This is a genomic window from Hyphomicrobium sp., from assembly GCF_003987855.1.
Classification (GTDB): Bacteria; Pseudomonadota; Alphaproteobacteria; order Rhizobiales; family Hyphomicrobiaceae; genus Hyphomicrobium_B.
This window is the reverse complement of the sequence record NZ_RXIZ01000002.1, coordinates 77,169-98,166: the sequence shown is the minus strand read 5'-3', so window position 1 is coordinate 98,166 and position 20,998 is coordinate 77,169. Positions and strand designations below refer to the sequence as shown.

General features: G+C 61.7%; 21 protein-coding genes. 7 read left to right on the top strand and 14 right to left on the bottom strand.

All coding sequences use genetic code 11. The features are described 5' to 3' along the window. Window positions 1-68 precede the first annotated feature (68 nt). Both hisC and EKK30_RS01725 read left to right on the top strand, forming a co-directional pair. Complete coding sequence (hisC, locus tag EKK30_RS01730; protein ID WP_290979343.1) at window positions 69-1,172, top strand: histidinol-phosphate transaminase; 1,104 nt, start codon at window positions 69-71, stop codon at window positions 1,170-1,172. Then, window positions 1,172-2,128: a prephenate/arogenate dehydrogenase family protein gene (locus EKK30_RS01725; RefSeq protein ID WP_290979322.1), complete on the top strand. Its 957-nt coding sequence runs from the start codon at window positions 1,172-1,174 to the stop codon at window positions 2,126-2,128. Before hisC ends, EKK30_RS01725 begins: the two co-directional genes overlap by 1 nt. An 18-nt stretch (window positions 2,129-2,146) precedes the next feature. Here EKK30_RS01725 and EKK30_RS01720 read toward each other — a convergent pair whose 3' ends face one another. From EKK30_RS01720 to ftsE, 7 genes are all read right to left on the bottom strand, one after another. Next, window positions 2,147-2,569 (bottom strand): hypothetical protein, encoded by a 423-nt coding sequence (locus tag EKK30_RS01720; RefSeq protein WP_290979319.1) that lies wholly within the window; start codon window positions 2,567-2,569, stop codon window positions 2,147-2,149. Window positions 2,570-2,849: 280 nt separating this feature from the next. Continuing rightward, entirely contained in the window at window positions 2,850-5,249 is a 2,400-nt protein-coding gene (locus EKK30_RS01715) for an adenosylcobalamin-dependent ribonucleoside-diphosphate reductase (protein WP_290979316.1), read from the bottom strand. Between the two features lie 178 nt (window positions 5,250-5,427). Further along, window positions 5,428-5,733 carry a hypothetical protein gene (locus EKK30_RS01710; RefSeq protein WP_290979313.1) on the bottom strand — a complete coding sequence of 102 codons (306 nt, stop codon included), beginning with the start codon at window positions 5,731-5,733 and terminating at the stop codon, window positions 5,428-5,430. A 146-nt stretch (window positions 5,734-5,879) separates the two neighbouring features. Beyond that, a complete protein-coding gene (locus tag EKK30_RS01705) occupies window positions 5,880-6,692 on the bottom strand; it encodes a 1-acyl-sn-glycerol-3-phosphate acyltransferase (protein ID WP_290979310.1) in 813 nt (270 codons plus the stop codon). Beyond that, a complete protein-coding gene (locus EKK30_RS01700; protein ID WP_290979306.1) occupies window positions 6,685-7,329 on the bottom strand; it encodes a YdcF family protein in 645 nt (214 codons plus the stop codon). Before EKK30_RS01700 ends, EKK30_RS01705 begins: the two co-directional genes overlap by 8 nt. A 170-nt stretch (window positions 7,330-7,499) precedes the next feature. After that, on the bottom strand, window positions 7,500-8,594 hold the full coding sequence (locus EKK30_RS01695) for an ABC transporter permease (protein WP_290979303.1): 1,095 nt from the start codon (window positions 8,592-8,594) through the stop codon (window positions 7,500-7,502). Further along, on the bottom strand, window positions 8,578-9,234 hold the full coding sequence (gene ftsE, locus EKK30_RS01690) for a cell division ATP-binding protein FtsE (protein ID WP_290979300.1): 657 nt from the start codon (window positions 9,232-9,234) through the stop codon (window positions 8,578-8,580). The genes EKK30_RS01695 and ftsE overlap by 17 nt, the downstream gene beginning before the upstream one ends. Before the next feature lie 169 nt (window positions 9,235-9,403). On the opposite strand from ftsE, the gene hpt reads away from it, so the two are divergent. Together hpt and EKK30_RS01680 are read left to right on the top strand one after the other, a co-directional pair. Next, window positions 9,404-9,946, top strand: coding sequence for a hypoxanthine phosphoribosyltransferase (gene hpt / locus EKK30_RS01685; protein WP_290979297.1), 543 nt, complete (start codon window positions 9,404-9,406; stop codon window positions 9,944-9,946). A 27-nt stretch (window positions 9,947-9,973) separates the two neighbouring features. Then, complete coding sequence (locus EKK30_RS01680) at window positions 9,974-10,336, top strand: response regulator (RefSeq protein ID WP_290979294.1); 363 nt, start codon at window positions 9,974-9,976, stop codon at window positions 10,334-10,336. Window positions 10,337-10,354: 18 nt separating this feature from the next. Here the strand turns inward: EKK30_RS01680 and moaA are convergent, their stop codons facing one another. Beyond that, window positions 10,355-11,380 (bottom strand): GTP 3',8-cyclase MoaA, encoded by a 1,026-nt coding sequence (gene moaA / locus EKK30_RS01675; protein WP_290979291.1) that lies wholly within the window; start codon window positions 11,378-11,380, stop codon window positions 10,355-10,357. Window positions 11,381-11,505: 125 nt separating this feature from the next. Here moaA and EKK30_RS01670 point away from each other — a divergent pair, with 125 nt between their 5' ends. After that, entirely contained in the window at window positions 11,506-11,628 is a 123-nt protein-coding gene (locus tag EKK30_RS01670) for a hypothetical protein (protein WP_290979288.1), read from the top strand. Here EKK30_RS01670 and mobB read toward each other — a convergent pair. Both mobB and mobA read right to left on the bottom strand, forming a co-directional pair. Continuing rightward, window positions 11,615-12,184, bottom strand: a complete 570-nt coding sequence (gene mobB, locus EKK30_RS01665; RefSeq protein ID WP_290979286.1) for a molybdopterin-guanine dinucleotide biosynthesis protein B — start codon at window positions 12,182-12,184, stop codon at window positions 11,615-11,617. The two genes, EKK30_RS01670 and mobB, sit on opposite strands and share 14 nt — an antisense overlap. Further along, window positions 12,181-12,792 carry a molybdenum cofactor guanylyltransferase MobA gene (gene mobA / locus EKK30_RS01660; protein ID WP_366927310.1) on the bottom strand — a complete coding sequence of 204 codons (612 nt, stop codon included), beginning with the start codon at window positions 12,790-12,792 and terminating at the stop codon, window positions 12,181-12,183. Before mobA ends, mobB begins: the two co-directional genes overlap by 4 nt. 178 nt (window positions 12,793-12,970) lie before the next feature. Here mobA and EKK30_RS01655 point away from each other — a divergent pair, with 178 nt between their 5' ends. Beyond that, on the top strand, window positions 12,971-14,524 hold the full coding sequence (locus EKK30_RS01655; protein WP_290979280.1) for a P-loop NTPase: 1,554 nt from the start codon (window positions 12,971-12,973) through the stop codon (window positions 14,522-14,524). 5 nt (window positions 14,525-14,529) lie between these two features. On the opposite strand, the gene EKK30_RS01650 is transcribed toward EKK30_RS01655, so the two are convergent. From EKK30_RS01650 to EKK30_RS01640, 3 genes are all read right to left on the bottom strand, one after another. After that, window positions 14,530-15,549 carry a c-type cytochrome gene (locus tag EKK30_RS01650; protein ID WP_290979278.1) on the bottom strand — a complete coding sequence of 340 codons (1,020 nt, stop codon included), beginning with the start codon at window positions 15,547-15,549 and terminating at the stop codon, window positions 14,530-14,532. 104 nt (window positions 15,550-15,653) lie between these two features. Continuing rightward, window positions 15,654-16,670: a trypsin-like peptidase domain-containing protein gene (locus EKK30_RS01645; RefSeq protein ID WP_290979276.1), complete on the bottom strand. Its 1,017-nt coding sequence runs from the start codon at window positions 16,668-16,670 to the stop codon at window positions 15,654-15,656. Window positions 16,671-16,831: 161 nt separating this feature from the next. After that, entirely contained in the window at window positions 16,832-18,775 is a 1,944-nt protein-coding gene (locus EKK30_RS01640) for a malonate decarboxylase subunit alpha (protein ID WP_290979273.1), read from the bottom strand. 248 nt (window positions 18,776-19,023) lie between these two features. Between EKK30_RS01640 and EKK30_RS01635 the strand changes: the two genes are divergently transcribed. Next, complete coding sequence (locus tag EKK30_RS01635; RefSeq protein ID WP_290979271.1) at window positions 19,024-20,514, top strand: DHA2 family efflux MFS transporter permease subunit; 1,491 nt, start codon at window positions 19,024-19,026, stop codon at window positions 20,512-20,514. A 165-nt stretch (window positions 20,515-20,679) separates the two neighbouring features. On the opposite strand, the gene EKK30_RS01630 is transcribed toward EKK30_RS01635, so the two are convergent. Next, window positions 20,680-20,998 (bottom strand): S-adenosylmethionine decarboxylase (locus EKK30_RS01630; protein ID WP_290979268.1); only part of this gene is annotated, 319 nt, incomplete at its 5' end.

The following is a 20,998-nucleotide window of genomic DNA, read 5'->3' as shown; positions in this document are numbered from 1 at the left end:
TTCAAGTGGTGAAGACCCTATCTATGCGCCCCAATCCCCCAATTTCGGTCAACAAATCGAGAAGTTATATGGTGGCGACCGCGCCAATTGCACGTCCAGGCGTCCTGGAGATCGAAGCCTATGTTCCGGGCGAGAGCAAGGTTGCCGGAGGCGTGCCGCCGGCCAAGCTTTCTTCGAACGAGACACCGCTTGGCCCGAGCCCGGCCGCCATCGAGGCTTTCAAGTCTGCCGCTGGCGATCTCGAACGCTATCCGGATGGACAGGCGACCCGGCTGCGTGAAGCCATCGCGCGCCGCTACGGCCTCGATGCCACCCGCATCGTCTGCGGTTCGGGCTCCGACGAATTGTTGGGTCTCCTGGCGCGCGGCTATCTGGGACCCGGCGACGAAGCGATCTACACGGAGCATGGCTTCCTCGTCTATCGCATCGCCATCCTGACCAATGGCGCGACGCCCGTCGTCGTTCGCGAGCGCGATTTGAAAACCGATGTCGACGCCATTCTAAGCGCCGTCACGCCGAAGACGCGCATGGTGTTCCTCGCCAACCCGAACAATCCGACCGGCACCTACATCCCGATCGATGAGGTCCGTCGCCTGCGCGCTGGCTTGCGCCCCGACATTCTGCTCGTGCTCGACGCCGCCTATTCCGAATATGTCAGCCGCAACGATTACGAAGCGGGCATTGAACTCGTCGCCACGACGCCGAATACGGTCATGACGCGCACGTTCTCGAAAATTTACGGACTTGCCGCTCTTCGCATCGGCTGGGCCTACTGCCCGCCCGAAATTGCCGATGTGCTCAACCGCATTCGCGGCCCGTTTAATCTCTCCTCGCCTGCCATTGCGGCAGGCGCAGTGGCGATCGAGGACATCGCGCACATGGAGCGCGCCAAGCTCCACAATGATCAATGGCTGCCCTGGGTCGAGACCGAGTTGAAGAAGCTGGGGCTGAAGGTCACGCCGAGCGTCGCGAACTTCGTGCTGATGCATTTCCCCGATAGCGGCAGCAAGACGGCGGCGGGCGCCGACGAATATCTGAAGTCGCAAGGCGTGATCGTGCGCAAGGTGGGCGCCTACGGATTTCCCAACGCGCTGCGCATGACGATCGGCTCGGAAGCCGACAACAAGCGCGCGATCGACGCTTTGACACGTTATTTTAAAGGCGCAGCCTGATGGCTCGAGACAACAGCGAGAAAAAGCCGATGTTCAAGCGCATGGCGCTGATCGGCATTGGCCTCATCGGATCATCCATTAGCCATGCCGCACGGCGCGCAGGACTGGTTGGCGAGACCGTCTGTAGCGCGCTTACACCGGAAGAACGCGAGCGCGCGACCGCATTGGGCCTCGCGACCAAGGCCTACGCTGATCCAGCGGACGCTGTGAAAGGCGCCGATCTCGTCATTCTTTGCACGCCCGTCGGAGCCTTCAAGGATATCGCCGAAGCGATCGGTCCGCATCTCGAAAAGGGCGCCATCGTCTCTGACGTCGGTTCGGTGAAGGGGGCGGCTGTTCGCGATATCGCGCCCAGCATTCCGGAAGGTGTGCATTTCGTGCCCGGCCACCCGATCGCCGGGACCGAGCAATCCGGCCCGGACGCGGGTTTCGCCACGCTCTTTGATGGCCGCTGGTGCGTTCTGACGCCAGCGCCGGACGCCGATCCGGAAGCGGTGGCAAAGATTGAGGAGTTTTGGCGTAAGCTCGGCTCCAACGTCGAAGTGATGACGCCCGAGCATCATGACATGGTGCTGGCGATCACCAGCCACGTTCCTCATCTCATCGCCTACAACATCGTCAACACCGCCGCTCATCTCGAGCGCGTGACGGACAGCGAAGTCATCAAGTTCTCTGCCGCAGGTTTTCGCGACTTTACGCGGATCGCCGCGTCAGACCCCGTCATGTGGCGCGACGTTTTCCTCAACAACAAGGAAGCCGTGCTCGAAATGCTGGGCCGCTTCTCCGAAGACCTGATCCAGCTTCAGCGTGCGATCCGCTTCGGCGACGGCGAGACACTTCAACGTCTCTTCGCCACGGCTCGTTCAATCCGCCGCGGCATTATCCAGGCAGGACAAGATACGGCGCAGCCGGATTTTGGCCGGAGCGCCGTAAAAGTTCGGGAAGGGACGGATTAGACGGGCCTCACCGGCGCTTTACGCCGAATGCGGTTCGTTGAGGAATTGCGCGGTGATGAGGTCGGCTTCGACAGCTTCGGCCTCGACGTGCGACGATGCCAGCAGATGCACGTGAACCTCATCGGCGCCGAGCGCCGCCGCATGCTGACGGATCTCTGCGAGGTTTTCTGACGGGCAGTTGTTGGCGAGCCGGCCGATGGCGAGCACGGCGCGCGCCGAGCGATCGGTGCGGCGTACGAGGATGTAGTTGGCATCTTCGAGCGTCGGGCAGTCGAACAAGCTGTAGACGGTGTGCACGTAGCGCTTGCCGGAAGCGCCGGTCCAGAAGTGGAAGCGCGGCGGCTGTTCGGGATAACCGGCGAACGCTGCTTGCTGCTGCGGTTCGCTGGTCTGGTTACGGCGCGCCCGGAATTCGGCGATTTGGATTATTTCGGCACTCATACGCACACCCCTGATCGGCACTTTCGCCGAGTATTGCTCTTGAGACCGTTATACCCCGCCCGTCCGTGAGGAATGGTGAACATTGGTTCGAAAATTTGACGTGCCTGCCCTGATCACGCCCTGATGGTCAATGAGGTGTTGAGAACAGGAGAAAACAAAAACAATCGTCCCGGCAGGACCGGGGCCATAGCGTCCAAATCTAAATACGAATTAGCGATTGGAACGACGCGGACGCCAATTGAGCATCCCGAATAATATCCGCATCGTTAATTAGCTGACGTCAGCCGCAGCGCGAATAATCGCAATTCGTGCACGTCCAGCAGCCCTCGATATGCCGGAGCGCGCGCTCACCGCATTTCGGACATATGCGCGCCGCCGCAACAGCAGCCTGTCCAAGGTTCGCGCCACCGCCAAGCGAACGATCCAGAGACGCCTCATCATCGCGGCTGCCGACAGCTCCCATACGCTCGACCGCCGCAATCGGCTGACGAACCAAGTTTGGATCGCGGACAAGGCCGTCTTCACGGGTGAGGAAGCCGATGTGCAGCATGTGCTGTTCGATCACGTCGCCGATAGCGGCGAGCAGGCTCGGGACGTAGCGCCCGCCCATCCAGCGGCCGCCCTCGGGGTCGAATACGGCTTTTAACTCTTCAGCAACGAACGACACATCGCCGCCACGTCGGAACACGGCGCTGATCATCCGGGTCAAAGCCACGGTCCACGCGTAGTGCTCGAGGTTCTTGGTGTTGATGAAAACTTCGAACGGTCGTCGCCGGCCATCGCGCACGATGTCGTTGATGGTCACGTAAAGCGCGTGCGCGCTCGCCGGCCATTTGATCTTGTAAGTCACGCCTTCGAGTGCCGCGTCCCGCTCGAGGGGCTTCGTCATGTAGACGATGTCGCCCGACTTTGCCGGGTCATCCATGGTCCGGCTTGCTGCGACCGCAGGAAGCTCGACGCTTTGCGCTTCGGAAGCTTTCGAAAGGATCGCGCCCGTCACCGCATTAGGTCGATAGGTGGTGCAACCTTTAAGCCCGAGCGCAAAAGCTTCCGCGTAGATGCCCCGGAAGTCCTCGAAGGAAATGTTCTCCGGGCAATTGATCGTCTTCGAGATGGCGCTGTCCACATAGGGCTGCAGCGTCGATTGCATGGCGACGTGATCCCTGGGCGATAGAGTTTCTGCCGTCACGAACGCGTCCGTCAGCGGTGCGCCTTCGCCGAATGCCGCGCGGAACTGCCGATAGGCGTAGTCCTCGATCGTCTCTTCGCTTGCAGTTTGCCCCTCGCCAAGAATGCGGCGTTTGTAGACGAAATCGAAAACCGGCTCGATTCCACTCGAGACATTCCCCGCCAGCAGCGAGATCGTCCCCGTCGGCGCGATCGACGTCAAACAGCCGTTGCGTACGCCGTGCGTGGCGACCGCTGCGCGAACATCGTCCTCCAGGCGCGCAACGTTCGGACGCGCGAGAAACGCCTCTTTGTCGTAGAGGGGAAAGGCACCCTTCTCAGCCGCCAATGCCGCGCTGGCGCGATAGGCGGCATTCTGGATGATTGCCATCCATTCGCGCGCCGCAGATCGCGCCGCTGCGCTGCCGTAGGGCAAGCCCAGAAAGATCAGCGCATCGGCAAGTCCTGTGATGCCGAGACCGATCCGCCTCTTGGCGCGGGCCTCCTGCGCCTGCGCTTCCAGCGGATAGCGCGAGATGTCGATGACATTGTCGAGAAAGCGGACCGCGGTGGTGACGCGGTCCTCGAGCTTCGCGCGATCGATTTTGGCGCGCGTTGTGAATGGCTCGTCGACGAAGCGGGCAAGGTTGATCGAGCCGAGCAGGCAAGCGCCATACGGCGGCAACGGCTGCTCTCCGCAAGGATTGGTCGCCGAAATCGTTTCGCAATAGGCGAGATTGTTGGCCGCATTCACGCGATCGATGAAGATCACGCCAGGCTCGGCATAATCGTACGTCGCGCGCATGATCTTGTCCCAAAGCGCGCGCGCATCGACTGTCCGGAAGACCTTGCCTTCGAACACGAGATCCCACGATGCACCGCGCTTGACGGCGTCCATGAAGGCGTCGGTTACGAGAACGGAAAGATTGAAGTTCCGGAGCCGCAGGGGGTCCGACTTCGCGGCAATGAAGGATTCGATGTCAGGGTGATCGCAGCGCAGCGTCGCCATCATCGCCCCGCGCCGCTGCCCCGCCGACATGATCGTGCGGCACATGGCGTCCCACACGTCCATGAAGCTCACCGGACCGGAAGCGTCAGCCCCGATGCTTTTCACCGCGGCGCCGTGTGGCCTCAGCGTCGAGAAGTCGTGACCGATGCCGCCGCCGGCCTGCATCGTCAGCGCCGCTTCCTTGACGCTATCGAAGATGCCGGTCAGATCATCGGGAATGGCGCCAAGCACGAAGCAGTTGAACAGCGTGACGTTGCGATCCGTGCCCGCTCCGGCCAGAATCCGGCCGGCAGGTTGAAAGCCAAAGTCCGCCATAGCCTCATAGAAGGCCGCCGCCCACTTCGCCTGCTCAGCCGTCTCTGCCGAGGCGGCGGCCTTGGCCACTCTCCGGAATGTGTCCTCGATGCTGTGGTCAGCAGGCGCGCGGTCGTGCCCGGCGAAACGATATTTTCGCCGCCAGATGGCATCGGAAATCGCGGGCAGACCTGACAAAATCGCGCTCATGGGTGTGATCGGAATATGGGTGTTGCGAGCCTACCTTCAATCTATGTTCACTATATGTTCTGTAGAGCTTTCCGTCAAATGAAATCGTGTGATGGGTAAGAAGACGAAAAAGCCGCCCGCTCGACGGCCGACGAAGCGGCGCGAGCGGACGGCCCTGAAGCCCTGAATGATCAGAAGCTTAGAGTTTGCAGAGCTTGGCTTCGCCATGGCAGGACCAGCCGATCGCTGCCGGGCTGCACTTGTAGCGACGAGGGCCGAACGTGTAGCCCGGCGTGCCGTTACCCGACACCCATGTGAAATAGATGCTCCAGTCCGTCGACTGCAGAAGAGCGGCATCGACCTGGAAGTGGGCAAGCCCCTCAGTGAGCGCGACGCCCTCTGCAGCTTTATTAAAGCATTCCTTGGCCTGCGCCGGTGCGGCTGCCATGGCAGCGACGCCTCCGACGGCGAGAACGGCTGACAACAGCCGAGCGGTAGTACGCATGAGATGGCTCCGTGATTGCAAAACAATAGAGCCGCAATCGTGCCACATCGGAATGACCGCGGTGCACAACAAAGCTCCTGCCGCATGCGGATTTATTGGCCATTGCGGCCCGCAAACATCATCCTTGAACTGCGGATGTGGATAACTCAGTCTGCGATCGTACGCTCTTTGAGCGTCGCGAGCGGCGGAGGCGAAGGGCCGCGCGCCGCTTCCTCGATGAGCCGGGTGCTCGCGGCTTCGATGGCGGTCTCGATCCGGGTGCGAAACTCAGCGCGCGGCAGGCCCGGTGGCAGCGGCGGAAGAAACTGGACGACGATGGTGCCGGGATAGCGCCACAGGCTCCGTCGCGGCCAGAACAGGCCCGAGTTCAACGCCAGCGGCACCGTCACGACGCCAAGCGCTTCGTAGAGGGCAACATAGCCGGGCTTGTAATCGGGAGGAGCGCCAGGAATCGTCCGCGTGCCTTCCGGAAAGATCACGACCTCGCGCCCGATACTGATCCGCTGCTTGGCATCGCGGATCATGGATTTGAGCGCGGCCGAAGCCTTCTCGCGCTTGACCAGGATGTGCTCGAACTTCACGCAGAACCAGCCGTAAAAGGGGATCCACTTCAGCTCGTCCTTGAGAACGATCGCCGGATCGCGAAAGAGCGAGATGAGCCCGAAAGTATCCCACGCCGACTGATGTTTCGAGATAACGAGGCATCCGGTTTTCGGCAGGTTCTCGTGGCCTCGCACCTCCAGCTTGGTTCCGCAGATGAGACGCAGCAGCCAGACGCAGGTCCGTCCGTGCACCTCAAGACCCTTCATGGCCCAAGACCGCGGTCCGACGAGGAGCCAGGAGCCAAGCACGAGATAGAGCGCCGTCACGACATAGAAGACGACGAAGTAGATCAGCGATCGGATGATGACCAGAGCACCCGGCGGTGGCAATGATGGCGACAGTTTAGGTTCAGCCATCGGTGCGCTTCTGCGGCATGATCGCGACCGACTGCCCGTCGTGCCAGTCAATGAGGCGCTGAGCCGTCAGCCGGGCAACAGCCGGAAGAAATTTCAGATACTCCGACAGCAGCACGCGGGTCGTAGACGGGTGCAGCCACCAAGCCGTCTCGGGAAAGCGGCGCGGGGTCACTGCATATGGCAATAGCGCGACGCCCGGCATCACCAGCGCAAGCTCCGCCAAACTGCGGGGCATGTGATAGCGCGACGTCACGATGATGAGCCTCGTATAGCCATTCGATTTCGCCCAAGTCCGCGTCTCGTCGGCGTTGCCGACCGTGTCGAGCGCTTCATAGCCGAGATCGACGCAGCAGTTGAAGAGCTGTTTGTCGATACTGAGAAGACGCTGCATCTCCTCACGGCTGACCTTGCGGTTGACGCCCGAAATCAGCATGCGCCGCGCGCGCCCCTCGCTCATGAGCTTGGCGCCCGCCTCGATACGGTTGTCGCCGCCGGTCAACACCACGATGCCGTCAGCCTTGTCCCAGCCGGACGCATCGTCACGCGTTACCGACACGGCGAACAGCACGAATCCGAACGCCAGCGCGGCCGAGCCGAGCGCAAGCGCCAGAACCAGTGCTTTCGAGATCGTTTTCATGGTGCCGGATGTCGTTCGTGATTGCCCGCTGCGCACGATGACCGTCGGGCGACCTTAGCCGATTTTATCCCCGACAGGCAGTCGTCACATTGCCTGAGGTGTCTGCTGTGCCTGGCAAATCACAGCGGCAAACGTTCCCACTGCGGAGCTTTTGAGCCGTGAGCCTGCGGTTAGTGCTTTCCATGCAGGATCCGATACACGCCCATGCGGGAGGTCACCATGCAAAGGCCCGCGATCGTGACGACCACGAATCCTAAGATCACGTAGCCTAGGGCATCGAGCGAACCTGTTCCGATGAGCCGCTGCATCTCGACTGCACTGACGGCGCCCCCGCCGAGAAGATCCATGATTGCCGGCATGCTCATGAAGACCAGCATCGCGAACGCCGCGCCGACGATGCCGGCCTTGATACCAAGCCGGAGAAAATGCTTTTCGAATTCGCGGGAAATGAACTTGTCGGTCGCGCCGACGAAGTGCAGCACTTCAACGATCTCGCGGTTGGAGGCCATGGCGCTGCGCGTCGCCGAGACGATGATCGCGGTCGTCGCAGCGGCGACGAGCGCCAGGATTGCCAATCCGCCGAGCGCGAAGGAACGTGTGACGGCCCGGATCTGCTGCTGCCAGCGGCGATGATCGTCGAGGGAAGCGCCCTTGAAAGTTTTTTCCAAATCCTGGCCGATCTGCGGCAGATCAGGAGGATTGGCCCGATCGACCTCAACCGCGATCAGGCGCGGCACGGGCAGAGACTTCAGCGCATCGGCCGAGCCAAGCCACGGCTGCAACAGTTCAGCCGATTGATCGAGGCTCATGGCCCGGACCTCGGCGATGCCCCGCTGCCTCTGCAGATACGTCACGACGTCCGCCATGGCCTTTTCGATGTCGCCGCCGTCCTGCGGAATGACCTGCACCGTAACCTCGCTCGAGATATCGCTGAGCCAGGCATCGGAGGATTCTTTGATCATCCAGACCGCGCCTGCCGTGAGGCAGGCCAGGAAGCACATGATGGCGATGACGAGCGTGAGCGAGCGTCCCGTGACCGACCCCGGGGGAACGACCGGCGCGGTCACCTTCATCTTGCGGCCGCGATCGCGGTCTTTAACTTGCTTCGCCTCACGCTGCGGATCATCGGCCGTGAGGGTCGGCTCGGCCGTGTATGCAGGATATCCGCCGGTACGCGCTGTCACCGGATCGTCATAGGGATCGTAGCCCGGCAGCGGCATCGCTGGCTCGGTCCGTCCGGGGAAATGGCTAGATGATCCGGACATGGCCCTTGTGCACCTCGATGCGCGGCGCCTTGAACTGCCGCATGAGCTGATGATCGTGCGTCGCGATCACGACGGAGGTGCCGAGCCGGTTGAGCTCGACGAAAAGCCGCAAAAGCCGCCGCGCCATCTGCGGGTCGACGTTGCCCGTAGGTTCGTCCGCGAGAAGCACTTCGGGTTTGCCGATGACGGCCCGCGCGATGGCTGCGCGCTGCTTTTCACCGCCCGAAAGCACAGATGGATTAGCATACATTCGGTCGCCCAGTCCGACCCATTGCAGCAGATCCGTGACGTCCTCGCGGTAGTCGCCGGGCTTCTTACCCACCACCTGCAGCGGCAACGCGACGTTTTCCCACACCGTCAGGTGATCGAGGAGGCGAAAGTCTTGAAACACGATTCCGATACGCCGGCGCATCTGCGCGCGCTTCTGCGGATTAACCTTTGAAACGTCTTCGCTGAACATGCGGATCTCGCCCCGCGTCGGATGGAGCGACATGAACATCAGCCGAAGGAGAGAGGTTTTTCCCGCACCGGATTCCCCGTGCAGGAAGTGAAAGGACCCCGGCCGCAGATGAAATGTCACGTCCGACAGGACTTCAGGTCCCCCCTCGTATTTCAGTCCGACATTCGACAAGCGAATCAAGAGGTCTCAGCCTTGATAGTGGATATACTGCGCTCTTTAAGGGTTCCGGTGTCTATAGACACGTCGAAGACACAATGATCAATCGATTACGATTGTGGCGCGGTCGTGTACACAGGAACCTCCACAGTCACGGAGGCTCCGCCGCCCGCGAGATCCAGGATATCGAGACATGCGCGATACAAGTCAGACCCCGACCATCGAGACGATCTACTCCGCTGAGGATATCCGCGTCCGGCTCCAGGTCCTTGCCACCGAAATCGCCGCTAAGCAGCCGAAAAACCTGCTGGTCGTGCCCGTCCTGAAGGGGAGCTTCGTCTTTGCGGCTGATCTGATCCGCGCGCTTTATGGCGCTGGGCTGGCGCCGGAGGTCGATTTCTTGACGCTGTCCAGCTATCGCAAGAGCCGGGTTTCCTCGGGCCAGGTATCGATTTTGCGGGACCTCGATCTCGATGTTCAGAACCGTCATGTCATCCTGATCGACGACGTTCTGGATTCCGGCCGCACGCTGGCTTTCGCCAAGGATCTGATCGCCGCCAGGGGCGCCGAGAGCATCGAAACTTGCGTTCTTCTCGACAAGAAGGCCACCCGCGCCGTATCGATCGAACCGGACTACTGTGCCTTCGAGTGCCCCGACGTCTTCGTCGTGGGTTACGGCATGGATGTCGCGCATCGCTATCGCGAGCTGCCTTTCGTCGGCCGCATCGTCGATTGACCAGATCGAATTCGGGGAGACGGCTTGATGGCGAAGATTTTGCTCGCGGACGACGATGGCGCCGTGCGCGACCTCGTTCGCCGCGCCTTGACCTCCGATGGTCACCAGGTTCACGTCACCCAGGACGGACAAGAGGCGCTTGATGAACTCAACGGCGCCTGGGGTGATATCGACATCTTGATCAGCGACGTCGACATGCCTCAGGTCGATGGCATCACGCTGGCCGAGAAAGCGCTGGCGCTTCGTCCCGGTTTAGCTGTCATCCTCATGTCGGGCTTCTCGGATCAACTCGAGCGCGCCGCACGGTTGCGGGTCCGCAAGCTGCTCTCGATTTCGAAGCCGTTCACGCTCGATCAAATCAAAAATGTCGTCAGGAATGTTCTTGCCTGAGATGGCCGCGGTCGGAAGTTAGCCGCCGGTCACGCTCATGTGACGGGCCACTGCCGGCTTTTTCGTGCGCCGGTCGATAACGAAGTCATGCCCCTTCGGCTTCCGAGAAATAGCTTCTTCGATCGCGGCGTCTAGCAGTCCATCATCGGCCGAGGCCCGCAGCGGCCCTCGCAGATCCGCGTCGTCCTCTTGCCCAAGGCACATGTAGAGCCTACCCGTGCACGTCACCCGCACACGATTGCAGCTTTCGCAAAAGTTGTGCGTGAGGGGCGTGATGAACCCAAGGCGTCCCCCGGTTTCCTTCACCGTGACGTAGCGTGCAGGCCCGCCGGTCCGATGCGGGCTGTCTTCGAGCGTGAACGGATCCATGAGGCGCGCCCGAACGATCGAGAGCGGCAGATATTGATCCGTGCGGTCGTCGCCGATATCGCCGAGCGGCATCGTCTCGATGAGCGTGAGATCTGCGCCACGCGCGTGCGCGAAGCGGATCATGCCCTCGATCTCATTTTCGTTGATGCCTTTGAGCGCGACGGCGTTGAATTTCACTTTGATGCCCGCCGCTTCCGCAGCCTCAACGCCGCGAAGTACAGTCGCGAGATCGCCCCAACGCGTCACGGTCTTGAACTTGTCCGGATCAAGCGTGTCGATTGAGACGTTAACCCGGCGCACGCCCGCCGCATGAAGCTCGGACGCATACTTCTCGAGTTGGCTGCCGTTCGTTGTCAGTGTCAGCTCGTCGAGTGCGCCGCTATCGAGATGGCGGCCGAGGGCACGAAACAGCCAAAGGATGTTGCGACGCACGAGCGGTTCGCCGCCTGTGATGCGAATTTTGCGGACGCCGCGGCGGATGAAAGCGGCGCAAAGCCGGTCCAGTTCTTCCAGCGACAGAAGATCCTTCTTCGGCAAGAAGGTCATATGCTCTGTCATGCAGTAGACGCAGCGAAAATCGCACCGGTCCGTGACCGACACGCGGAGATACTCGATCGAGCGCCCGAACGGGTCGACCAAAGGAATTCCAGCAGCTTGGGCCGTGTCGGCCGCCATGAGACCTTCTCCCGGGAAGGGAATTGACATCGTATATCGGGGGCTCAGCCGTCAAGAACAAGCGAGGGGGCTCGCGTCACATTCTTCGGCATTGTAGAGAAAATCGATCTGTCAGGGGGTAACAAATGAAAAGTCCGGCGGGCTACTTCATACTAGGCTTCATCGTGGCCTCGGTGCTTTGGGTCATCGGCCTAGCTGCGCTTAACGGCGAGCTTTTGCGGACATTTACCGGGTTTACCGGCCACTAGCCCGCTTCCAGGCCTGAGCGAATGGCCCAAGCGTTCGAGCGATGACGCCGGCGATGCCGTCGACATCGTTAAGATCGAACACGGGCTTTCCGTGCGCATCGACTTCGTGATCCGCCGCAATCGCAAGAACCAGCGGATCGGACGAAACGAGCAGTTTCTCTGACGCGGCCGCCGCGCGCCGAACCTCGATCTTGGGAATGTTCGCCGATTTGAAGCCTTCGACCAGGATGATGTCTGCCGGACGCAACCGTGCAGCCACTGCTTCCAGCGAAGGCTCGCCTGCGGAATCGATCTCTTCGATGAAGGCGACGCGCGTGCCTGAGACGATCGCGGTCTCGGCGGCGCCCGCCGCACGATGCCGCGCCGTATCGCTGCCGGGCGTGTCGATATCGAATTTGTGGTGCGTATGCTTGATCGTTGCGACGCGCAGTCCTTCGCCTGAGAAGTGCGTCGCCAGCTTTTCGATCAGCGTGGTCTTTCCTGAGTTCGACCATCCGGCAATGCCGAACAGAGGCAGCGTTCCAGGTGAGGGGAAGACTTTGCCCACGGTGATCATCCTTCTATCGACTTCTCGGCGAGGACACGCGCAGCGGAAAGATCATCGCGCGTGTTGATGTTGAAGAACGGGTCGATTTCTGTGCCCCCAATTTCGCCCATCGGGAAAGAGACCGCAACTGCATTAAGATCTCTTGCCAGGCGATCGACACTGAGTGCGCCGCGCGTCAGCGCATCGGCGACGGCTGGGCGAGTCGTAATGGGCCAAAGCCCGATCGTCGGATGGCGGCGTCCGCCTGACTCCGCAACTGCAACCCCGTCGTTTCGGTGAACCTCAAGTCGCTCAACCAGATCGGATGGAAGAAACGGTACGTCTGCGGAAACAGTCGCGATGACCCGTGCGCCAGGCGCATGCTCTTGTGCCCAGTCGATGCCTGCGAGCAATCCGCTGAGCGGCCCGAGCTCAGGGTTGTCGCCATCGGCAACGATTTGAAGGCCGAATTGGGCGAAGCGTTGCGTGTCGCCATTGGCGTTCAAAATCAACCTCGACACCTGTGGTCGAAATCGGTCGATGACGCGCGAAAGAATGGATCTGCCGCCCACTGTGGCAAGCCCCTTGTCCCCACCCCCGAAACGCTGCGAGCGACCGCCCGCAAGAATAATGCCCACGATGTGATCCGACGACGGCATGTCCCACGATTAGGCCGTCGCTTACCGCATCGCAAGCGGCTCCTTTCGATGACGTGCCGCCACGCGCCACCATTGGTGGCTTCCCACCAGCGTCCGGCCGACTTATATGGCCAGGATAATAATGCAGCGCCCCCATCGGCGCTTCCGGGAGACGCTCATGCCAGTCGATAAGACACAGGTCCTCGAGGCCCTGCGTCGGGTCAAAGGCCCAGATCTTAAAAGCAACATCGTTGACCTCGGTCTCGTGTCCGAGATCTTCATCAAGGACGATCATCCGTATTTCTCGATCACCATCCCCGCGAGCCGCGCCGAAGAACTTGAGCAGCTTCGCCTGGCTGCCGAGAAGGTCGTGTCCGAAGTTAGCGGCGTTTCCGGTGTGACCGCCGTGCTGACCGCTGAGGCCACCGGCGGGCAGCATCGCGAAACGCGCGTTGCAGGAGGACCGGTGAAAGCCGTCTCCGGTGCGCCGCCTGAGCACCCGCGCGTCCAGGCGGCGCGTGCGAAAGGCGCAATGGGTGATGGCGCTGGTCCTCGCCAGGCCGCCGCGGCTGGCGCTCAGCCCGCGCCGAAGGCACAGGCGATTCCCGGCGTGACGCACGTCATCGCCGTCGCATCAGGCAAAGGCGGTGTCGGCAAGTCCACCGTGGCTGTCAACCTCGCGCTCGGCCTTCAGGCGATCGGGCTGAAGGTCGGCATTGTCGACGCCGACATTTATGGGCCCTCTCAGCCGCGTCTGCTCGGCGTCACCGGCAAACCTCAGGTCGCCAACGGCAAGACCATCACGCCGCTCGAAGGCTGGGGCCTCAAGGTCATGTCTATGGGCTTCCTCGTCGATGAAGGAACGCCGGTCGTCTGGCGCGGACCCATGGTCGTCTCGGCCTTAAGCCAGATGCTCCGCGAAACGGACTGGGCAGGCAGCACTGGCGATCTTGATGTCTTGATCATCGACATGCCGCCCGGTACTGGCGACGTTCAGCTGACGATCTCGCAAAGCGTACCGCTCTCAGGAGCTGTCGTCGTCTCTACCCCGCAGGACCTCGCCCTCATCGATGCTCGCAAAGGCATCGCGATGTTCAAGCGGGTCGAGGTGCCCATTCTCGGCATCGTCGAGAACATGAGCTACTTCCTTTGCCCGAAGTGCGGTGAGCGTTCGGACATCTTCGGCCATGGCGGCGCGCGCGTTGAGGCCAAGAAACTTGGCGTCCCGTTCCTCGGCGAGGTCCCGCTTCACATGGACATTCGCGAAACATCCGACAGCGGCAAGCCCGTGACGGTTGCGGCGCCGGAGAGCCAGTACGCGGCGATCTTCCGCGAGATCTCAGCGCGCACGTGGTCAGAGGTTGAACGCGCGAAGGGTACGCTCACGCCGCCCCCGCTGCTGGAAATCATCGAGGGCGGCAAGGCATTGAAGGCGGCGTTCCCTGACGGTCGAACCTTCGAGCTGCCGGCTGAATTTCTTCGCGTCGTCAGCCCGTCAGCCGAAGTTCAAGGCCACTCGCCTTCCCAACGCATCACTGTGCCGCGAAAGAAGCACGTCAAGATTGCCGGCATGACCCCGGTGGGCAATTACGCGACCCGCATCGCATTCGATGACGGACACAACACCGGTCTCTATACGTGGGGCTATCTCCACCTGATCGGCCGAGAGATGGATCAGCGTTGGGGGTCGTATCTCGAAGAGTTGGCGGCCAAAGGCATGACGCGCGAGTAATGCCATCAGTCGTGCGGTTGCTCGCGATTGGCATCAAGGGCCCTTATCGCCGCTGCGATTGGGCCGAACGGTCCGTACTTGTGTTGCTCGGCTGAGAATGTGTCGGCATAGGGACCGTACGGCGTATCGATGGGCTTCTCGAGCCTGTTTGGATAGTCCTTATCCAGATTTGCCATCGCGGGTCGCGGCTGAGAAATAACGTAGGCTGCCACCTCCCACGCATCCTCGCGCGATACGACCGGATTTTTCCACGACGTGCCCTCCGGCATATCGCTGTGGACGAAGTTTGCGGTGTTGATGAGCTTGTCCATTCCAGCGCCGTCGTTGAAGCTGTCCGGCCCCCAGAGCGGCGGGAACAGATAGCCTTTCGCATCGCCAACCGCGCCGTTTCGTTGCCCCTGTCCGTCGTTGCCATGGCAGCCGGCGCAGGTGTTGGCGTAGACCGTCCGGCCTTTGACCGGATCCGCCGCTCGCTGAAGCTCTTTTATCCTTCCCGCATCCGACCCGAACGTGTCGCTGCCGATGGCACGTCCGGTCGAGAGAAACTTCATGTAAGAGACGAGGGCGGTCATCTCGGCGCCATCGATAGGCAGCGGCTTGCCGTTCATGCTCCGCTCCATACATCCTTGGATGCGATCTTCGAGCGTCCCAACCCGTCCGGTTCGGGCGAAGTACGATGGAAACTTCGCCGATACGCCCACGAGCGGCAGACCGAATTCCTTCGCGCCACCTTCGACATGGCAATTCTGGCAATCGAGATTGTTGCCCGCGAACCGCTTGGACGCGTCGCGCACTTCCGGCCCGATCAGCGTGGAGGTTTTGTTGATCAGATCGCGCCCATAGCGAACCGTCTTGCCCCAGGTGTCATCGGGCAGCGTGTTGATGTCGGGAACGGTCCAGGGATGCTGGTTTGTGACAGCTGTCGGAGCCTGGGGCGCATCACCAGCGGAACATGCCTGCCAAGCCGCCGCTGACAGGAGCGCAGCAACGCTGACGAATAAGGCCAAACGCGTCGGGTATGTCATGGTGCTCACCGCCAGCTTGAGGTGAGTAGACGTTACAGAATCGGTGACCCTTGTCAGCATCTTCTCGCCGACAGGGTCACCATTTTGTGAGCAGCCGGCCGCGATCAGCTCCGCTCTTCAGGAACGATCGTGAAATCAAGCTTCTCGCCGGCGCGAAGAACGGTCGCGATGGCTTTTTGGTTGATGTGCTTTGCGTCGAGCACGCGCGCGACGTCATCGACGCCGGCGATCGCCACACCGTCGAGCGCGATCAGGATGTCGCCTGCCTTAAGGCCCGCCGCGTCGGCCGGACCTCCAGACTGCACGCTCCGGATGCCGATCGCCCCCGCTTGTGTCAGCTGCAACGCGTGACGGATGCGCTGCGGAAGAACGACGTGCTCCGCAACGATCCCCATGACGCCCCGGCGTACACGCCCATGGCTGAGGATCTGGGTCAGAACATATTCAGCCGTGTTCGAGGCCACCGCGAAGCACAGTCCTTGCGCGCCCATGATGGTCGCAGTGTTGATGCCGATGACGTGCCCGGACGAATTGACGAGCGGGCCACCGGAGTTGCCGGGGTTGAGCGCGGCGTCCGTCTGGATGACGTCATCGATCAAGCGGCCATTCTCGGCCCGCAGCGACCGCCCGACCGCACTGATGATGCCGGCCGTCACCGTCGACTGGAAGCCGAGCGGATTTCCGATCGCGATGGCAATCTGCCCCGGCCGCAGTTTGTTGGAATCTGCGAGCTTCGCGAACTTCAGCCTTTCGGTGGTTTCCGCGCGCAAAACGGCAATATCGGTATCGGGATCGCGTCCGAGGAGCCGGGCTCCGAAGTTCTGTCCATCTCCCTGCGCCAGCGTGATCGACTGCGCGCCGTCGACGACGTGATTGTTCGTGAGGATGAGACCGTCGGGAGAAACGATGACGCCGCTTCCTGATCCCTGGCCGCTTCGCCCGCCGCGATTGCTCTTCACCTGCACGTGCACGACGGCCGGAGAAACGGCATCGACAACATCAACGACGGCGTTGCTGTAAGCGTCCATGAGCGCGGTGTCATCACGGCTGACGCTGGCGCGTGAAGCGCTCTCGCGTTCTGCATCGGACGAGTCGAAGACGCGGAAAATGCTATGTTCCATGATGCACCTGATGAGGCTGAAGTCGCGAATAGATGGCGACGATCATTTACCCCATCAAGTGCCGCACGCACCGCGAGCGCATTCCAGGCATGCTCCGCGCGAGCCCATTCTGCCGGGCAGTCGGCTTCCAAAGAGAAGTCGCGCGGCCTCGCCGGAAGCCGTTATTCCGCGGCTTGGCGCTCGAGCGACTCGAAGGCCGCGTCCGCGTTCTCGAACACGTGCGTGTCAAGTCCCCGGCGGCGCAATGCCTCCTGCAGCTTCTGCCGCGTGACGGCGCTGGTCGCGTAGCGCGCCGAACGGCCGTAGTAGTTCTTCGTGACGTACGCCACCATGTCGGCATACTCATCGTAAAGGTCTTCGGCGATGCGGCAGCCGTCCTGATTGATCATCGCATCGACGCGCTTGCCGCGGTCCTTGCAGGCGTCGACCAGCACCTTTCGAAGATCGGCGACGTCAGCTTTCTTGCGCACGCTCCACGCTTGCAGATCGACCATCATGATGTTCCTCGCCGGATCGTACGTCACGCGATCCTTGAGGTTCTGGTTCAGGAGATCAGCAAGCAGATCCATCGGCTGATCGAGGAAAATCCGCGGGTTCATCGTCACGGGTTTATGGATATGCGGCTTGAACGCCATGTTCGGCAGAATATCGCGTTCGATGTCGATGCCCGGCGCGACTTCGATCAGTTCCAGTCCATGCTCGGTGAGCTGGAATACGCACCGCTCCGTGACGTAAATGACGGGCTGCGATTTCTGAGCCGCGTACTTGCCGGAGAACGTCACCTGCTCGACCTGACGTACGAACTTCTTCGCGCGGCCTTCCTGCAGGATCCGAAGCTTACCGTCCTCGATGGCGACCTTGAGACCGCCCGCCGTGAACGTACCGGCGAATACGACCGCACGCGCGTTCTGCGAGATGTCGATGAAGCCGCCGCAGCCGTTCAGTTTGCCGCCGAACTTGCTGGTGTTGACGTTGCCGACGCTGTCGCACTCGGCCATGCCAAGGCAGGTGAGATCAAGACCGCCGCCGTGATAGAAATCAAACATCTGGTTCTGGTCGAGAATGGAGTGCGCGTTGGCCGAAGAGCCGAAGCTCGATCCGCCGGCGAGCACGCCGCCGACAGCGCCGGCTTCCGTCGTCATGACGAGGTAAGGCGTGACCTTCTCCTCGTTGGCGACGTTAGCAACGCCGTCGGGTGCGCCGACGCCAAGGTTGATGACGCCGTTCGGCGGTAGTTCGAACGCGGCGCGCCGCGCGATGATCTTGCGCTCGTCGAATTCCATCGTCGGCAGACTATCGACGGTAACGCGAACCTCGCCGGCAAGGCCTGGATCGTACATCACGCCGTAGTTCATGCGATGCATCTCGGGCGGGTCGGCGACAACGACGCAATCGACGAGAATGCCGGGAACCTTCACGTCTTTCGGCTTGATCGAGCCTTCCGCGACGATGCGTTCGACCTGCGCGATGACGATGCCGCCGTTGTTATGAGCGGCCATCGCTTGCGCCAGCACGTCGAGCGTGAGCGCTTCCCGCTCCATGCTGAGATTGCCGAGCGGATCGGCGCTCGTCGCACGGATCAACGCGACATCGATGGGCGTCGCCTTGTAGAACAGCCACTCCTTGCCATCGACCTCGACGAGTTTGACGAGGTCTTCCTTGGTCTTGGTGTTGACCTTGCCGCCGCCGAGGCGCGGATCGACGTAGGTGTGCAGACCAACGCGCGTGAACAGTCCGGGGCTGCCGGAAGCGCAGCTGCGGTAGAGTTTCGAGACGACGCCTTGCGGCAGGTTGTAGCCTTGGATCTTGTCGTCTTGGGCAGCCTGCGCAACCTTGGGCATGCGCCCGAAGTTCGCGGCGATGACGCGCTTCAAGAGGCCATCGTGATGGAGGCGGCCGGTGCCCAGCCCTTTGCTGTCGCCCGCGCCCGCGCACATGATGAGGGTAAGGTCCCGCGGGGCTTTGGTTTCGACGTAGCGCTTCTCCAAAGCGGCGTGCAGAGCTTCTGGAATGCAGCTTTGAACAAACCCAGTCGTCGTGACGACCGCGCCGTCCTTGATACGGGCGACGGCTTCGTCGGCGGAAATGACTTTGTTGGTAACCATGCTATGCGTTTCCCCAACTCCCAAGCCTCGGATTTTGTGGAGCTTCGTCCGGCCCCTGCAAAGTCCGTGCTGTTGTTTATTATGTGCCGGACACCAGATTATGCGCCTGGCCGATAAACGCGCATAGCTCAGGTCGGCTGGTCCCGCACCACTCAAGCGGGTAATCGGCGCCTATCCGCGGTTCGGCGGGTGGCATATGCCGCACCTGTTTTGCAACCGAGACCTGCACAAGGCGCGCGCCGGAAAGCGTGACCGAGGACCGTTTCACGCGTGCTAGACAAGGCGCCATGACTGAGAATTTCCGCCGCAATTTCATACCCCTGATCGTCGCCACGGCTCTCTTTATGGAGAACCTGGACGCGACGGTTCTGGCTACGTCTTTGCCGGCGATGGCCAAGGACCTCGGTTCCAACCCTATTCACCTTAAGCTCGCTTTGACGACCTACCTGCTGGCGCTCGCCGTCTTCATTCCCGCGTCGGGATGGATGGCGGATCGTTTTGGGGCAAAGAACGTCTTCCGGGCGGCCATGGTGGTGTTCGCCGCCGGCTCCATTGCTTGCGGTGTATCCTCGGACCTGGGGTCGCTCGTCGCGTCCCGAATCCTCCAGGGCATCGGCGGAGCGATGATGACGCCGGTCGGTCGCCTGATCGTGCTTCGCACTGTGCCTCGGACGGACATCATCAACGCCATCGCCTGGTTGACCGTGCCCGCGCTCGTTGGCCCCGTGCTCGGTCCGCCGCTCGGCGGCTTCCTGACGACCTATTTCCACTGGCGCTGGATTTTCTGGATCAACATTCCGGTGGCGGTCGTTGGCCTGTTTCTCATAACGCGCTTCATTCCCGACACTCGCGAGGAAAGTTCGAGCACGTTCGATCTGCGCGGTTTCTTGCTGATCGGTCCCGGCCTGTCGCTCTTCCTTACTGGCGTGACCCTGATAGGGCTCGGGCTGCTCGAGCGGGATATGATCATCCTGATCACGCTCTCCGGCGCGGTGCTCCTCGCCGTCTACACTTGGCACGCGCTGCGCACGCCCGCGCCGATCATCGATCTGCGCCTGCTCGCGATTCCAACCTATCGCGCCGGTGTTGTCGGAGGCTTTCTTTTCCGAACGGGCCTTGGCGCCGGACCGTTTCTCCTGCCGCTGCTGTTTCAGACCGGCTTTGGCATGACCGCCTTCCAGTCAGGACTGATGACGTTCGCCACCGGCATCGGCGCCATGTTCATGAAGACTCAGGCCGCCGCTATCCTCCGGCGCTATGGCTTCCGTCGCGTGCTCATCATCAACGCCGTGATAGCCAGCCTGTTTGCGGCTCTGCCTTCGCTCTTTGCATCGAGCACGCCGCCGCTCTTGATCGTCGCCCTGTTTCTCGCCGGCGGACTGTCCCGCTCGTTGCAATTCACCAGCATCAACACGCTCGCCTACGCCGACGTGCCCCCGGAAAAATTGAGTCGCGCGACAAGTTTCGCCGCCGCCTGTCAGGAGCTTTCGGGCTCTGTCGGCGTCACCATCGCCGCAATGGGGCTGCAGTTCATGCAGTTCGCGGAAGGCGGCAACGCCGTAGACGCCGCGCATTTCCCGCCAGTTTTCCTTCTGGTCGGATTCGTGTCTGCGGCGTCGATTTTCTTCTTCTCGCGTCTCGCGCCGAACGCTGGCGCATCTCTGCTGCCGACGGACGCGCTCAAGGCTGCGGAGCCCGCGAAGGAATCCGCCCGGCTGCGCGAAGGCCACGTGAGCTAAGCGCCGCGCTCTCGGAAAATCACAAACACTAAAAGCCGCGATCGGAGCATGTCCGATCGCGGCAACCTATTGCTGGAAGTGGGTCAGTTCGGCAAGGGCAGCACGCATCGGACAGCCGGCTCCCCGAAAGGGAAGTCGCCCGATGCAAAAGAGAGAAACTCTCTTTTAAGCCGCCTTCGCTTGGGCCTTCTGGCGCTGGGCCTTGCGCGGGCTGGGAAGCACGACGCGCAGGGCAGGCACGGCAAGGTCGGAAGCCGTCCGCTTACGCTGGATGACTCCCTCGCGCGCCTCGAAGGCGTTGGCGAGGGCGAGCAGCGCCTTTGACGGCGTCAGCCCGGCGCATCCGCGCGCGTCGACCGCGGCGAATCCGGTCCGCGAGCAAGCCTGCAAGGACAGGTGCCCGGAGCTCAAGACCGCGACACCCGACACGCCGCCGCCGGCGACGCGATCGAGGTGGAGGCTCTTGAGCTTGAGGCCCAAGCTC